Source organism: Streptomyces sp. NPDC087844 (assembly GCF_044742785.1).
GTDB lineage: Bacteria > Actinomycetota > Actinomycetes > Streptomycetales > Streptomycetaceae > Streptomyces.
In genome coordinates this window covers 82,299-97,228 of sequence record NZ_JBIUVD010000022.1, presented here as the reverse complement: position 1 = coordinate 97,228, position 14,930 = coordinate 82,299, and the positions used below count along the sequence as shown (strand labels likewise).

Sequence of the window (14,930 nt, the reverse complement as noted above, 5' to 3'; positions counted from 1 at the left end):
AGATTGCGCCGTTCCCCGCGCCCCTGATGGGGCGCGGGGTGGGTTCAGGACGTCGAGTCGTAGTGGCCTCGGCCGCGACGCAGCGCACGGGCACACCAGCCGATGAAGAGCGCGTTGGCCAGCGCCCCGAGCACGATGGCGAGGACGAACATCGCGGCGCCTTCCGGCAGCAGCATCAGCGGCACGAAACTGGCCGGGGCGGTGGCGAGCAGCGGGATGACACCCGCCATGGACCCGTCCGAACCGTCGCTCGCGCTCACCACGTACGCCCACACGACCAGGCCGGCACAGACCGCCAGGTAGACGAGGGCGAAGACGTCCTTGAGGGGGCGCCCCAGACGTCGCGCAAGGGCGGTCGGGCCGGAGCCGGGGCTCTTACCGGTCACGGTCACAGGGCTGCACTCCTCGGGTCGGTACCGGGCGGATTCGGACGGGCGAGCCCGAGGTCGTACGCGAGGATCGTCGCCTGGACGCGATCCCGCAGGCCGAGCTTGCGCAGCAGCGCGTTGACGTGGGACTTGACCGTGCCGACGGTGATGCCGAGTTCGTCGGCGATCTCCGCGTTGTTGAGTCCGGACGCGATCAGGGCGAGGACGTTGCGCTGGCTGCCGGTGAGGCTGTCCAGCTCGCTCGGACCGCTCCCGGCCCGTATCCCCGCGCCCGCTCCCGACGCGTAGTGGCCGATGAGCCGGCGGGTCGCGGACGGGGCGAGCACGCTCTCCCCGGTGGCCACCACCCTGATGCCCTGCAGCAGTTCGGCGGCGTGCACGTCCTTGAGCAGGAAACCCGAGGCGCCGGCCCGCAGCGCGTCGAAGACGTACGAGTCGAGGTCGAAGGTGGTCAGCACCAGGACCCGGGGCGCGTCCTGGCGGCCGGTGATGATGCGGGTGGCGGCGATGCCGTCGAGCACGGGCATCCGCACGTCCATCACGACGACGTCGGGAGCGAGTTCCGCGGCGAGACGTACCGCGGCGGCGCCGTCGGCGGCCTCGCCCACGACCGTCATGTCCTCCTCGGCGTCGATCACGGCGGCGAACCCCGCCCGCACGATGCCCTGATCGTCGACGACCAGTACCTTGAGGCTCATCGCTCCCTCTCCTCGGCCGACATGACGTCGTCCTCCTGCGGAACCGGCGCGAGTGGCAGCCGGAGCCCGACCGTGCCCGGCCGGTCGGTGTCCAGGGTGCCGCCGAGCGCGGCGGCACGCGCCGCCAGCGACTCCCGTACGGCGGAGCGGGCGGCACGGGGGACCCCGGTGGCCGTGAGCGTCAAGGTATCCCCGTCCACGTCGAACTCCAGTACCGCGGTCTCCTCGCCGCCGGCCGCGAGCACCGTCTCGGCGGCGTGGTACGCGGCCAGATCCACCGCCGTGGGCAGCCGCTCCGGTACGCGGCCGGTCACCCGTATCTCGACGTCACGACCGCCGGCCCGGCACTGCTGGGCAAGCAGATCGAGGGCTTGGAGGGTCGGTTGCGGCCGCAGTTCCGCCGTCCGATCCCCCTCCCCCTCTCCCTCTCCCACCCCGTCCCGGACGGTGTCGAGGAGGGCGCGCATCGCGGCGAGGGCCTCGCGGGCGCGTTCGGCGGTCGCGTCGAGACGGCCCGCCTCCGCCTCGGCGACCATGTCGGCGGTACGCGCCAGCACGGTGGTCTCCAGCCCGGCCGCGATCCGGCGCCGCTCGGCCCACGCGTCCCGGACTGCTTCCCCGGTCCAGGCGGCGAGCCGCTCGTCCCGCACCCCCCGGGCACGCCCTTCCCGCCGCCCCCACAGCAGCCCACCCCACAGCGCCCCACCCACCAGGACCCCCACCCCAGCCACGCCACAAACCGCCACCACCCACTGCCCCGACACAACAACGACCACAGCCCCGGCATGCACCCCCACAGCAACAACGGCAACCCCCGAAAGGGGCGCGGGGAACGGCACAGTCCGCCGCTTTCCAGGGGCGCGGGAAACGGCGCGATCCTTCACCGCCTTCGGGGGCGCGGGGAACGGCGCAGTCCTTCGTCCCTCAGCCGCACGGGGAACACCCCGCCCAGCCCCCGGTCTCTCAGGCGCACGGGAAACGGCGCGATCCTTCACCGCCTTCGGGGGCGCGGGGAACGGCGCAGTCCTTCGTCCCTCAGGCGCACGGGAAACGCCCCGCCCAGCCCCCGGTCTTTCAGGCGCACGGGAAACGGCGCGCCCAGCCCCCGGTCTTTCAGGGGCGCGGGGAACTGCGCGCCCAGCCCCCACCGACCCGCGGCCATACAACGACGCCCCCACCCACCCCGCCGCACACGTGGCAAGCACACTCAGCCCCACCGGCAGCAGAACCGGCCCACCGTACTCACCCACCCGCATCGCCGCAGGCCAAAGAAGCGCCAGCCCGAACAGCGCACCCCACGCGACCCGCGGCGCCCGCCGCAGCCACAACAGCGCGACCACCTGCGCCGCGGCCAGCAGCGCGAAGAGCAGCCCCGCGGACACACCCCCGTCGGCCGACGCCACGCTCTCCTCCTGAATGACCAGCACGGGAAGCAACGGCTGCAGAACCAGCCCGGCGGCGGCCACCACCTGCGCCACCCGATAGTTACGCGGCACGACCCGCCCCACCGGCCCGGCGACCCGCCCGGGCAGCACGGCACGTACCTCCCAGCCACCCTCCTCCGTCGGCCCGCTGGTCAGCGTCCCGCCCGCCTCCCGCGCCCGGGCCCGCAGGAACCCCTGGCCGCGTCCCCCGCCCAGACCGGCCCCGTGCGCCGCCGGGGCCGCCGCACCGGAGGGCGCCGCCGCACTGGTCACCACGGCCTCCGTGCGCGTGTCGCCGTACCGGCACCGCACCACGGTCCGGGCACCGGGAGCGTGCCGGGCCACGTTGGTGAGCGCCTCGCGCACGATGCCGAAGACCGCGTCCGCGACGGCGCCGTCCGGCAGGGCGCCGATCTCGCAGTCCACGGGCTGGCCCAGACGCTGGAACCCCGCGACGAGTTCCCGCAGCCGTTCCTGCGGCGAGGGCAGATCCTCCCGCGAGGGCGCCGGCGCCCGTACCGCGCCGAGCGCCCTGGTGACCTCACGACCGGTCTCGACCGCGAACCCGAGCGCGTCCTCGGCCAGTTCGGGACGGCGCTCGCGCAACCCGAGGGCGGCCCCCGCCGTGACCACCACGGCCGTCAGATGGTGGGCACTGACGTCGTGCAACTCCCTCTCCATCCGCCGCCGTTCGACAGCCGGAAGCCGGTGCCGCTCGGCCTCGGCCCGCTTCAGCAGCTGTCCGGCCGCCCGCCGGGCCCGACGGGCACGCCGTACGAGAAGGCCGGCGCCGCACGTGACGGCGTACAGCAGGGCGGTCAGGACGAGGTCGAGTCCGTCGCGTTCGCTGAGCCCGTGCAGGCTGAGGTTCTGCAGCACCTGCCAGAGGGCGAGCGCCACCACGCACAGCACGGCGGTGAAGGTGTCCCGTTCGGTCGCCACGGTGAACAGGGCCAGCCCGACGCCCGCGGTCCCGAGCACCGCCATCGCCCCGGTGGGCAGCGGCCCGGCGCCCAACGCGCAGGCGGCGGCGACCAGCACGAGGGTGACGACCGGGCGGGCACGGCGCAGGGCGAGTGCGGCGGTCACCGATCCGGCGACCAGGAGCGCCACGAGGAGCGCGGACGCGTCCGGTGCGGCCCCGCGCACGAGCGCCGCGCCGGGCCACACCAGGGCCTGGACGCAGAGCAGCAGGACCGGCAGCAGCCGGTCGTCGATTCGGTTCATGGCGGATCTCATGGCGGATCCCTTGGCGGATCCCGTGGCGTGTTTCATGGCGTGTTTCATGGCGGGTTTCATGACGGAGCAAGGCTATGGCCGCAACCGGGCGGCCCGGCTCCAGCCGAGGGTGGATTCCCGTCTCTTACCAGGGTTGGAGATGAGCGGGGACGGCAATCATCCGGCAGCGTGACGACCCCGCGACACCCCCCGGCCTAATCTTGAACACATCGAGAGAGCGGCGGCCCGCCGAAGGGAATTCGCGTACCGCTGCAACTCGGCCAGTCCAATACAGCTCAGCAAAATTCAGCCCAGCGCAATTCAGACCAGTCCGATCCAGCCCAGCCCGATCCAGGGGGATATCTCATGTCCAAGCGCATTCTCATCTCGTCGCTCGCCGGTCTCGCCGTCGTAGGCGGAATCGCCGCCGGCGGGCTCGCCATGGCCTCGTCCTCCTCCGAACCGGCCCTGAGCGACAGCTCGACCCGTTACGCCGCCCCGACCGGCGGCGGCGCGGGTTCGCTGACCTTCACCACGGACGTGCGTGACGACTCGGGCATCAAGGGCCTCAAGGTCATCGCGTGGCCCGCGAGTTCGAAGCTCGACCTGACCGAGGCGGAGATGCGGTCCGTGGACAGCGCCGAGTGCCGGAGCACCTCGGACGAGACGTCCCGCTGCACCTACGTCCTGAAGGTCACGAAGAAGGAGGAGGCCGAGCTGGACCGGGGCACCTGGCACATCTCCGTGCTGGCGACGGCCAAGGACGGCGACACGACGTTCGTGCCCCGCGCCGCCGCTTTCGAGGTCACCGGCTGACCGGTCACCGCCACGCTCCCGACAGGTTCCCGTCACGAAGCCCTGCCGGACGGGCGCTTATCACTCCGGGTGAATCGATGAAGGATATGTCGACCGCGCTTTTGTCACAGTGCGCAAAGTTCCTTGATCCGCCCCTCCTTGTGGCCCGATCGCCTTGTCGGACCGATCCCGCCTGGGCTTAATGGAAACCGCGCAGCCGACCCGACTCGCTCCGCTCACCAGAAAGCGGAATTGCTTCGTACGGGTCAAACGGGAGGGAAAACAATGAGAACAGCGGTCAAGAAGAGAATAGCGGCGGCGGTAGCGGTCGTGTCCGCGGCGACCGCGCTCACCCTGAGCGCACCCGGCTCCAGCTCCGCCGCCCCCGACGCCACTCCCAGCCTGCGGGCGTACGGGATCTTCGGCACGGGCACCACGATGGCCACGTTCCTCACCGACGACCCGACGACCCTCAACTGGGTCAAGAGCATCAAGGGACTCGTCGGCGACACCAAGCTGATCGGGATCGACTTCCGCGTGCAGAACGGCCTCCTGTACGGCGTCGGGGAGAAGGGCGGGATCTACACGATCACGTTCCCGCCGACCACCGCCGACGTGGTCGTCACCAAGGTCTCCCAGCTCGCGGTCACGCTCTACGGCTCGGTCTTCGACATCGACTTCAACCCTGCGGCCGACCGGTTACGGGTGATCAGCAACTACGGCCAGAACCTGCGGCACAACCTGAACGACGGCACCACGGCCACGGACAGCGCGCTGAACCTCCCGCCGCTCACCACGGCGGCCCAGGGCGTCACCGCGGCCGGCTACACGAACAACGACAAGGTGGGGTCCACCGCGACGACCCTGTTCGACATCGACACGTACAACGACCAGGTCGTCATCCAGTCGCCGCCCAACGCCGGCAACCTCGTACCGACCGGCCTCCTCGGCTTCGACGCCGGTACGGACGCGGGCCTGGACATCTACAGCTACCTGAGCAACGGCAAGACGGTCTCGAACGCCGCCTTCGCCTCACTCACCCCGTACGGCGCCGAGACCCCGTTCTTCTACGAGGTCGACGTCCTCACCGGGGAGCCGTCACCCGTCGGTCAGTTCCCGCTGAACGTCACGGACATCGCGATCAGCCTGACCGGGACCTGAGCACCGGCGGCAGCCCCGGCCCGACGGGCCCCACCGAAGCACACCGACCCGCCGCGGCCCGTACGCTCCGGACCGCGGCGGTTCCGACGGCTGCTCAGGGCGCGGTCGGGCCCGCCTGCACCAGTCCCGTCTGATAGGCGATGACCACCAGTTGGGCCCGGTCCCGGGCACCCAGCTTCGTCATGGCCCGGTGGATGTGGGTGCGTACGGTCAGCGGGCTGACCGTCAGCTCCTCGGCGATCTCGGTGTTGGACTTTCCCTCCGCCGCCAGGGCCATCACCTCGCGTTCGCGGACCGTGAGTTCGGTCAGGCGTTCCGGGGGCGCCAGGTGACCCCCCGGTGCGGGGGACGTGAGGAAGCGGGTGATGAGCGTGCGGGTGGCGCCCGGCGAAAGCAGGGCCTCGCCGGACGCCACGGTTCTCAGCCCGTCCAGCAGGGTGTCGGCCGTGACGTCCTTGCCGAGGAAACCGCTGGCACCCGCGCGCAGCGCCTGGGCGACGTAGTCCTCGGTCTCGAACGTGGTGAGAATGAGGACGCGGGTGGCGGACAGTTTCGGGTCCGCGCAGATCTCGGACGTGGCCGTGAGGCCGTCCGCACCCGGCATACGGATGTCCATGAGAACGATGTCGGGGTGGTGGGCGCGGGTCAGGTCCACCGCCTCCACGCCGTCGGAGGCCTCGCCGACCACCGTCATGTCGTCGCAGGAATCGATCAGGATCCGGAAAGTGGCCCGCAGGAGGGCCTGGTCGTCGGCGAGCAGCACCCTGATGCTCATGGCTTCTCTCCTTCTGCGGAACCGGACCGGTTGGAGGGCGTGGAGGAGGTCAGGGAGGTCAGGGAGGTGAAGGAGGTGAAGGAGGTGAAACAGCTGGCGCACATGGTGGACATGGTGGACATCGTGGGCTTCTCCGCGTCGGCGGTGTCGGAGGCGGCTGACGCTGCGGACGCTGCGGACGCTGCGGAGGTGTCGGCCGCTCCGGAGACCTTCTCGGCCACCCGCGGCACACCAGTTACCCCAGTCACCCCGGGCACCAGCGGCTGCAGCGGCAGCGCCGTGGTGACCTCGAAGCCACCATCCGGGCGGGGACCCGCTCGCAACTCCCCGCCGATGGACCGGGCGCGTTCGTGCATGCCCATGACCCCGAAGCCCCGGCCCGGCTCGACGGCCGAGGCAGCCGAGGCAGCCGTAGGAGCCGTGGCGGTCATGGCGGCCACCGCCGCGGGACCGTCGTTGGTGACCGTGATCAGCAACCGGGAGTCGGCGTAGCCGAGCCGCACGTGCGCGCTCTCCGCGACGGCGTGCTTGGTCACATTGGTCAGCGCCTCCTGCACGATCCGGAACGCCGTGAGGTCCACCCCGGGGGAGAGCGGCTGGGGCACGCCCTCCGTGGTCACCGCGACGGCGACGCCCGCGGACGCGCACGCCGCCACCAGGTCGGGCAGGCAGTGGAGGCCGGGGGACGGTTCGAGCGACGGGGAGGCCGGGTCGTCGCGCTGGCGCAGCAGCCCCAGCGTGGCCTTCAGTTCGCGCAGCGCCGACGACGTGGTCCCGGTCAGATCGGTGAGTATCTTCCGCGACTGCTCGGGGTTGCTGAGCGCGAGGTGGGCGGCGGTGCCGGCCTGGGCGTTGGCCAGGGCCAGATGGTGGGCGACGACGTCGTGCAGTTCGCGGGCGATCCGCATGCGCTCCTCGGTGACGCGCAGCCGCGCCTCCTCCTCCCGGGTGCGCTCGGCGTGTTCGGCGCGGGCCTGCACGGCCGTGAGGTAGGCGCGCCGCAGCCGGGTCATGTTGCCCGCGGCGATCGGCAGCAGCAGCCAGAAGAAGGGCCCGATGGTCCTGAGCAGCAGGGAGTGCTGGTCCATCGAGTCGGACAGCACCGAGCCCGCCGTCAGCGCCACCATGACGGTGGCGCCGTAGACGCGGGTGGTCTTGCGGTCGCTGAGAACGGCCAGCCAGTAGAGCGCCGCCATGACCGGTGCCAGCAGCAGGGGGGTGACCAGGTAACCGAGTTTGATCGCGATCACCGTGCAGACCGTGATCACGGCGACGGTGGTCCGCGGGTACGTGCGGTACCGCAGCAGGGCGAGACAGGACACGCCCATCAGGACGGTCCCGGCACTGTCGTGGTCGGGCGGGACGGCGCCGGGCAGCGTGAGCGAGCTGCCGAGGGTCGCGGAACCCATCAGCCCCGCGGCCAGGGCCACGTCTATGACGCGGGGATGGCGGTCCGCGTACTGCTCGAAGCGGTCCGTGTAACGCTCCAGGCTGCTGGACATCGGGTCTCCGGTGAGTGGACTGCGTCCATCGTGGACGCTTCCGGGTTCGAACGGCCGACGGGGCCGCCCGTGTCGTTCATCACGGGCGGCCCCTACCGGGGGAGGCAGTCGCCTCGGGTGGGTCTCAGGTGCGGGCCACTTCCAGGTCCGCAGTGTCGGACGGGGCCGGGTCCTTCTCGGGCCTGCGGCTGAGCGCCTCGCCCTCCACGTCGACGCGGGGCAGCAGCCTGTCGAGCCAGCCCGGCAGCCACCAGGCCTTGTGGCCGAGCAGGGCCAGGACCGCGGGCACGATCGCCATCCGTACGACGAAGGCGTCGAAGAGAACGGCGGTGGCCAGCCCGAAGCCGATCATCTTGATCATGGACTCGCTCTCGCCTATGAAGCCGGCGAACACCGCGATCATGATCAGCGCGGCGGCCACGACGACCCGGGCGCTGTGCCGGAACCCGCTGGTCACCGCCTGGGCGGGCGACTCCCCGTGGACGTACGCCTCGCGCATCCGGGAGACCAGGAACACCTCGTAGTCCATGGCCAGGCCGAAGACGATGCCCACCAGGAAGATCGGCATCAGGCTCATGATCGGGCCGGTCTGCTCCACGCCCAGGAGTTCGGCGCCGTGGCCCTGCTGGAAGACCAGGACGACCACACCGAGGGACGCCAGGACCGACAGGAGGAAGCCGAGGGCCGCCTTGAGCGGTACGAGCAGGGACCGGAAGACCACCATCAGCAGGATGATCGCAAGCCCGACCACGACGATCAGGTACGGGACCAGGGCGGCCGAGACCTTGTCGGAGATGTCGATGTTCAGCGCGGTGGTGCCGGTGACCTCGAAGGTCGCGCCGGTCTCGGCCTCGACCCCGGTCCGCTCGCCCCGGATGGTCTCCACCAGGTCCGTGGTCTTCTGGTCGGTCGGCGCGGTGGAGGGCACGACCGAGAAGACGGCGGTGTCGCCGCCCTCGTTGAAGCGAGCCGGGGAGACGGACACGACCCCCTCGGTGGCGCCGATCTCCTTGGAGATCGCCTCCACGGCGCCCTTCGCGTCGGAGTCGCCCCTGGCGTCCACGACGACGGTCAGCGGACCGTTGAAGCCCGGCCCGAAGCCCTCGGCGAGCGCGTCGTAGGCCCGGCGCTCGGTGGTGGACGTCGCCTTCGCCTCGTCGCCCGGCATGCCCAGCTGCAGATCGGTCATGGGCACCGCAAGGGCTCCGAGTCCGACCACGCCGAGGAGCAGTACGGGTACGGGCCTGCGCAGTACGAACCGCGCCCAGCGGGTGCCGCCGTTGTCCCGGGCCTCCGCCTCGACCCGGCCGCTCCTGCGGGCCTTGCGGGTGAGCACGGCGTTCGGCCAGAAGCCGAGGAGTGCCGGTACGAGCGTCAGCGCGATCAGTACGCCCACGACGACCGCGCCGGCCGCGGCCAGGCCCATCTTGGTGAGCATCGGGATGCCGACCACCGCGAGTCCGGCCAGCGCGATGACGACGGTGAGTCCGGCGAAGACGACCGCGGAACCGGCCGTGCCCGCCGCGAGTCCGGTCGCCTCCTCGGGCGTACGGCCCCGGGCGCGCTCCTCCCGGTAGCGGGAGACCACGAACAGGGCGTAGTCGATGCCTACCGCGAGGCCCAGCATCATCGCCAGGGTGCCGGTCGTCGTGGACAGGCCGAGCGTGCTGGCCAGGGTCAGGATCGTGGCCATGCTCACACCGACGCCGATGAGGGCGGTCAGCAGCGGCAGCCCGGCCGCGGCGAGGGAACCGAAGGTGACCAGCAGGACGACCGCGGCCAGCGCGACGCCGATCAGTTCGGCCGCTCCGCCCGGTCCGCCGTTCTCCTCCATCGCGGTCCCGCCGGCCTCGACGGTCAGCCCGGAGTCGCGGGCCTCGTCGAGGGCCTTCACCAGCTGGGACCTGCTGGCGTCCGTCAGTTCCTCGGCCCCGACCTTGTAGGTGACGGTCGCGTACGCCGTCGTGCCGTCCTTGCTGACCGCCTTCGCCTGGAAGGGGTCGGCGGCACTGGCGACCTGCGAGCCGTCGCCAAGACCTCGCACGGTTTTCTCGACGGCCTGCTTGTTCTCGGCGGCGGTGACCTTCCCACCGTTCGGCGCGACGAAGACGACTCGTGCGGTGGCGCCGTCGGCGGACGCTCCGGGGAAGCGCTCCTCCATCAGGTCGAACGCCTTCTGGGACTCGATGCCCGGCATGGAGAACGCCTCCTCGGACGCCGCCGGGGCCTTCATCGCGCCCAGACCGACCGCGGCCAGGACGGCCGCCCAGACGAGGGCGACGTACCAGCGTCGCCGGAAGGCCAGACGGCCCAAGCGGTACAGAAAAGTAGCCACGGCAGGAGGTCTCCACATCTGGTGCCTAATGTCCCTCCAGGCTGTCGGGTGGAGGCCCCTCCTGTCGTCGTGCGTCTGCCGACACATTTCGCTACTCGGTACGCAGTAGGAACAGGCCGCCGACTCCCTCTCCGGGACGACGGGACGGGCCGCCGTGTCAGCCTCTGGTCTGGCGCCCGTCAAGTTACCGAACCGTAACCTTCTTACTGCTACCGCGAGTAACTTACTCGCAGGTAAGTTCCAGGCGACCACTTCGCAGCGGTACGGGATCGCAGACCCCTGGGACGTGTCCGCGCCTCCGTGCCGCCGCACCTGTGCACCTCTCTGCCGGCCGCTCCACAGGAGGTTCGCCATGCCCGCACGCAGAAAACTGCCGGCCGCGGCAGTCACCACCGCCGCCGCCTGCCTCTTCGCCCAGGCACTCACGGCCACCGCCGCCACGGCGGCGGACGAGGTCGTGTCCCGGGGCGTCACGATCCCCGCCTTCTACAACCCGCCGACCACCCTGCCCGCCGCGAACGGCACGCTCGTCCGCAGCGAACCGCTCCCGCTGGCCCTCAGCCTGCCGAGCCTCGACGGACCGCTGCCGGGCACCGCGACCAGGCTGATGTACAAGTCCACCGACTCGAACGGTAAGCCGGTCGCCGTCACCGGGGCGTACATCGAACCGACGGCCCGCTGGACGGGCGGCGGACCGCGGCCCCTGGTCGCGCTGGCACCCGGCACCCTGGGCCAGGGCGACCAGTGCGCCGCGTCCATGGGCCTCGAACATCCGCTGTCGTTCAACGGCGAGACGGTCTCCGTCGGCTACGAGGACCTGTCGATCTACCGGCTGCTCGCCAAGGGCGCCGCCGTGGTCGTCACGGACTACGCCGGCCTGGGCGCGACCGACAGGCTGCACACGTACGTCGACCGGGTCGACGAGGCGCACGCGGTCCTCGACGCCGTCCGCGCGGCCCGCTCGCTCGGCGGCGCCTCGGTCACCGCGGACTCCCCGGTCGGGCTGTTCGGCTACAGCCAGGGCGGCGGAGCGACCGCCGCCGCCGCCGAACTGCAGTCCTCGTACGCCCCCGACGTCACCCTCGCCGGAACCTACTCGGGCGCGCCGCCCGCCGACCTGACCGCCGTCACCAAGGCCATCGACGGCAGCGAACTGGCCGGTGCGCTGGGCTGGTCGCTCAACGGTTTCCTCCAGTCCGACCCGGAGCTGAAGCCGATCGCCGAGGCGCATCTGAACACGGCCGGGAAGGCGGCCCTCACCGATCTGTCCACCATGTGCGTCGGTGACGCCCTCTTCGGCTACGGCTACACCAAGAGCACCAAATGGACGACCGACGGCCGCTCCCTCGGCGACATCATCGCCGCCACACCCGAACTCAGGACGTTCCTCGACGGCCAGCGCATCGGCAGGCTGAAGCCGTCGGGGCCGGTCCGGCTCGCGACGGGCGTCAGCGACAACCTCGTCCCCCACGGCCAGTCCCGGGACCTCGCGGTCGACTGGTGCCGCAAGGGGGCCGACGTCACCTACAAGCCGGTGGTCCTGCCGTCCGTGGGCAGCGCGCTGCTCAACCACTTCGCCCCCCTGCTGACCGACCAGGGAGACGCCATCGACTGGCTGACGGACCGCCTGTCGGGCGAGCCCGCCACCTCCAACTGCCGGACACTCCCGATCCAACCCTGAGCAAGAGGGCCGCGGGCCCCCTGCACGAAGCCCCGCCCGGCGGCAGCCCTCCCTCAGGGCTCGCCGCCGGGCGACGGGTGGCGTACAGGAACCATGGCCCCTGGCCAATCAATACCTGTGCCCGCCACATGAGAATTGACCCTGACGCGCGATGATAATTACTTACTCGACAGGCTGAGCGAAATCATTCATCATGCACCACCGATCGCAGCGTGCTAGTCTCGATCTCAGTTGCATGTTGTGGTTCCCGAAAATCTTGACAGGCATCCCCACCAGTTCGTTACGGGTGGGGATCCTTTATGGCTCCGGTTTCATTTCCGGTGGGGTGATCATCACGGCGACACGGAGTGCGCACAGTGTGCGCTCCGACGCACCGCCCCGAAGGAGAAAAAAATGGCTTCCGGTACCGTGAAGTGGTTCAACGCAGAAAAGGGCTTCGGCTTCATCGAGCAGGACGGTGGCGGCGCTGACGTCTTCGCCCACTACTCGAACATCGCCGCCCAGGGCTTCCGTGAGCTGAACGAGGGCCAGAAGGTCACGTTCGACATCGCGCAGGGTCAGAAGGGCCCGACGGCCGAGAACATCGTTCCCGCCTGACGTCGGCACGCACTTCGCAGCTGGGGCCCGCACCTTGGGGTGCGGGCCCCAGCTCGCTGCATTCCAGGGGATTCGCGACCCGCTTCACGGGGTCCTCCGTCCAAGCTCCGGATGAAGATCCTTCGGAGCCACCCGCACGGAGCGACCGACCCCGTCCCAGGAAACGCGCAACGCGCTCCGGCGAGGCCCCCCGCGAATATTCCCCGCCGCTTCGATTCTCCAACCGATTCGGCTCCCCATTACTTCGGCTCGTTCTTGCAATTCTCTGCGCGGCTCGTTATCCGCGGGAATTCCTTGATACGCGCCATGTCAAGGAAGGTTCCACGTGAACCGCACGCGCTCGAATGACCGCTTCTCCCGTACCCGCAGCGCCGGAGCTCCGAGCGCCGGCCGGAGCGGTGGCGGTACCCGCTCCAGCTCCCCGCGCCGCTCCGACAGCGGCGGCTACGGCCGCCGACAGAGCTCCCCCCAGGGCGAGTTCGCCCTGCCGAAGTCGATCACCCCGGCCCTGCCCGCCGTCGAGGCGTTCGCCGACCTCGACATGCCGGCGCAGCTGCTGGAGGCGCTCGGCCATGAGGGCGTCACCGTGCCCTTCCCGATCCAGGGCGCGACCCTGCCGAACTCCCTCGCGGGCCGTGACGTACTGGGCCGTGGCCGCACCGGCTCGGGCAAGACCCTCGCCTTCGGCCTCGCGATGCTCGCCCGTACGGCGGGCCTGCGCGCCGAGCCGAGGCAGCCGCTGGCCCTGGTCCTCGTACCGACCCGCGAGCTGGCGCAGCAGGTCACCGACGCGCTCACCCCGTACGCCCGCTCCCTGCGGCTGCGGCTGACCACCGTCGTCGGCGGCATGTCGATCGGCAAGCAGGCCGGTGCGCTGCGCGCCGGCGCCGAGGTCGTCGTCGCCACGCCGGGCCGCCTCAAGGACCTCATCGACCGTGGCGACTGCCGCCTGAACCAGGTCGCCATCACGGTCCTCGACGAGGCCGACCAGATGACCGACATGGGCTTCATGCCGCAGGTCACCGCGCTGCTCGACCAGGTGCGCCCCGAGGGCCAGCGGATGCTGTTCTCGGCCACGCTGGACCGCAACGTCGACCTGCTGGTCCGCCGCTACCTGACCGACCCCGTGGTCCACTCCGTCGACCCGTCCGCGGGCGCCGTGACCACCATGGAGCACCACGTCCTGCACGTGCACGGCGCGGACAAGCAGCGCACGACCACCGAGATCGCGGCCCGCGAAGGCCGCGTGATCATGTTCCTGGACACCAAGCACGCGGTGGACCGGCTGACCGACCACCTGCTGAACAGCGGTGTACGGGCCGCGGCCCTGCACGGCGGCAAGTCCCAGCCGCAGCGCACCCGGACCCTGTCCCGCTTCAAGTCCGGGCATGTGACGGTGCTGGTGGCGACCAACGTCGCCGCGCGCGGGATCCACGTCGACAACCTCGACCTGGTCGTGAACGTCGACCCGCCCACCGACCACAAGGACTACCTGCACCGCGGCGGCCGTACGGCCCGCGCGGGCGAGTCCGGCAGTGTCGTCACGCTGGTGACCCCCAACCAGCGCCGTGAGATGAGCCGTCTGATGGTCGCCGCGGGCATCAACCCGCAGACCACGCAGGTCCGTTCGGGCGAAGCCGAGCTGAACCGCATCACCGGCGCCCAGGCCCCCTCGGGCGTCCCGGTCACGATCACCGCCCCCGCCTCCGAGCGGCCCCGGCGCAGCACCTCCTCCTCCGCACCCTCCGCGGCGTCCCGCGGCCGGCGCGGGCGCGGCAGCCGCAGCCGCTCCACGGGCGACGCGGCACGCCGCTCGGCGCCCCGCTCGTCCGCCGTCGACGCGGCTGCCTGAGCGCACGGCCGGGCGGGGTGACGCATGCGCGGGCCGGTCGGGGACCGGTCCGGGCTGGACGTCCTCGCCGCGCCCGGCTGATCCACCCCGCCCCACCCCGTCCCCGTCCCGGGTCGGCCCTCCTTCTCCCTCTCTGTCTGTGAGGCATCATGCGCTGTGTCATCGCCCGGTTCCCGTTCGACCTCACCAAAGGCGGGGTGCTGGACTCGATGAAGGGTGTCAAGCCCGAGGCCATCACGGGTGAGTCCGTGCTCATCGGCCGCCGCCAGTACCCGGTCAAGCAGGTCGGCGAGATCATCACCCGGCAGGACCGCCGCGACTTCACCGGCGGTGAGGTCACCCGGGCCATGGCCCGCCTCGGCTTCACCTGCCGCAGCGTCCAGGAGCCCACGCCCGCCGCGCCGCGCGCCCTGACCCCGCTCCAGAACGCCTCGGCGATGCTCGGCGAGGCCGAGCCCTCCGCGGCCGTGAACGCCGACGCGCCCGCCGACGTGCCCGCCGAG

The 14,930-nt window shown here is 71.3% G+C and carries 10 protein-coding genes and 2 pseudogenes; 6 read left to right on the top strand and 6 right to left on the bottom strand.

Annotated elements, in window-relative coordinates; all coding sequences use genetic code 11:
- Positions 1-44: 44 nt before the first annotated feature.
- From ACIOKD_RS33175 to ACIOKD_RS33165, 3 genes are read right to left on the bottom strand one after another with little or no spacing between them, the layout of a single operon-like run.
- Positions 45-392, bottom strand: coding sequence for an SCO4225 family membrane protein (locus ACIOKD_RS33175; RefSeq protein WP_402091431.1), 348 nt, complete (start codon positions 390-392; stop codon positions 45-47).
- The gene (locus ACIOKD_RS33170; RefSeq protein WP_402091428.1) at positions 389-1,087 is read right to left on the bottom strand and encodes a response regulator; all 699 of its coding nucleotides are present in this window, start codon (positions 1,085-1,087) and stop codon (positions 389-391) included. Before ACIOKD_RS33170 ends, ACIOKD_RS33175 begins: the two co-directional genes overlap by 4 nt.
- On the bottom strand, positions 1,084-3,738 hold the full coding sequence (locus ACIOKD_RS33165) for a histidine kinase (protein ID WP_402091425.1): 2,655 nt from the start codon (positions 3,736-3,738) through the stop codon (positions 1,084-1,086). The genes ACIOKD_RS33170 and ACIOKD_RS33165 overlap by 4 nt, the downstream gene beginning before the upstream one ends.
- Before the next feature lie 357 nt (positions 3,739-4,095).
- On the opposite strand from ACIOKD_RS33165, the gene ACIOKD_RS33160 reads away from it, so the two are divergent.
- A complete protein-coding gene (locus ACIOKD_RS33160; protein WP_402091423.1) occupies positions 4,096-4,545 on the top strand; it encodes a DUF5707 domain-containing protein in 450 nt (149 codons plus the stop codon).
- 264 nt (positions 4,546-4,809) lie between these two features.
- The gene (locus tag ACIOKD_RS33155; RefSeq protein ID WP_402091420.1) at positions 4,810-5,685 is read left to right on the top strand and encodes a DUF4394 domain-containing protein; all 876 of its coding nucleotides are present in this window, start codon (positions 4,810-4,812) and stop codon (positions 5,683-5,685) included.
- A 94-nt stretch (positions 5,686-5,779) separates the two neighbouring features.
- Here the strand turns inward: ACIOKD_RS33155 and ACIOKD_RS33150 are convergent, their stop codons facing one another.
- The 3 genes and pseudogenes from ACIOKD_RS33150 to ACIOKD_RS33140 form a co-directional block, all read right to left on the bottom strand.
- Positions 5,780-6,460, bottom strand: a complete 681-nt coding sequence (locus tag ACIOKD_RS33150) for a response regulator (protein WP_402091417.1) — start codon at positions 6,458-6,460, stop codon at positions 5,780-5,782.
- Positions 6,461-6,710: 250 nt separating this feature from the next.
- A pseudogene (locus ACIOKD_RS33145) lies at positions 6,711-7,962 on the bottom strand (sensor histidine kinase); the annotation flags it as partial.
- A gap of 124 nt (positions 7,963-8,086) precedes the next feature.
- On the bottom strand, positions 8,087-10,297 hold the full coding sequence (locus tag ACIOKD_RS33140) for an MMPL family transporter (RefSeq protein ID WP_402091415.1): 2,211 nt from the start codon (positions 10,295-10,297) through the stop codon (positions 8,087-8,089).
- A gap of 352 nt (positions 10,298-10,649) precedes the next feature.
- Between ACIOKD_RS33140 and ACIOKD_RS33135 the strand changes: the two genes are divergently transcribed.
- The 4 genes and pseudogenes from ACIOKD_RS33135 to ACIOKD_RS33120 form a co-directional block, all read left to right on the top strand.
- The gene (locus ACIOKD_RS33135; protein ID WP_402091412.1) at positions 10,650-11,978 is read left to right on the top strand and encodes a lipase family protein; all 1,329 of its coding nucleotides are present in this window, start codon (positions 10,650-10,652) and stop codon (positions 11,976-11,978) included.
- A 393-nt stretch (positions 11,979-12,371) separates the two neighbouring features.
- A complete protein-coding gene (locus tag ACIOKD_RS33130) occupies positions 12,372-12,575 on the top strand; it encodes a cold-shock protein (protein ID WP_107017975.1) in 204 nt (67 codons plus the stop codon).
- Positions 12,576-12,900: 325 nt separating this feature from the next.
- Positions 12,901-14,427: a DEAD/DEAH box helicase gene (locus ACIOKD_RS33125; protein ID WP_402091409.1), complete on the top strand. Its 1,527-nt coding sequence runs from the start codon at positions 12,901-12,903 to the stop codon at positions 14,425-14,427.
- Positions 14,428-14,576: 149 nt separating this feature from the next.
- A pseudogene (locus ACIOKD_RS33120) lies at positions 14,577-14,873 on the top strand (SCO5918 family protein); the annotation flags it as partial.
- Positions 14,874-14,930 lie beyond the last annotated feature (57 nt).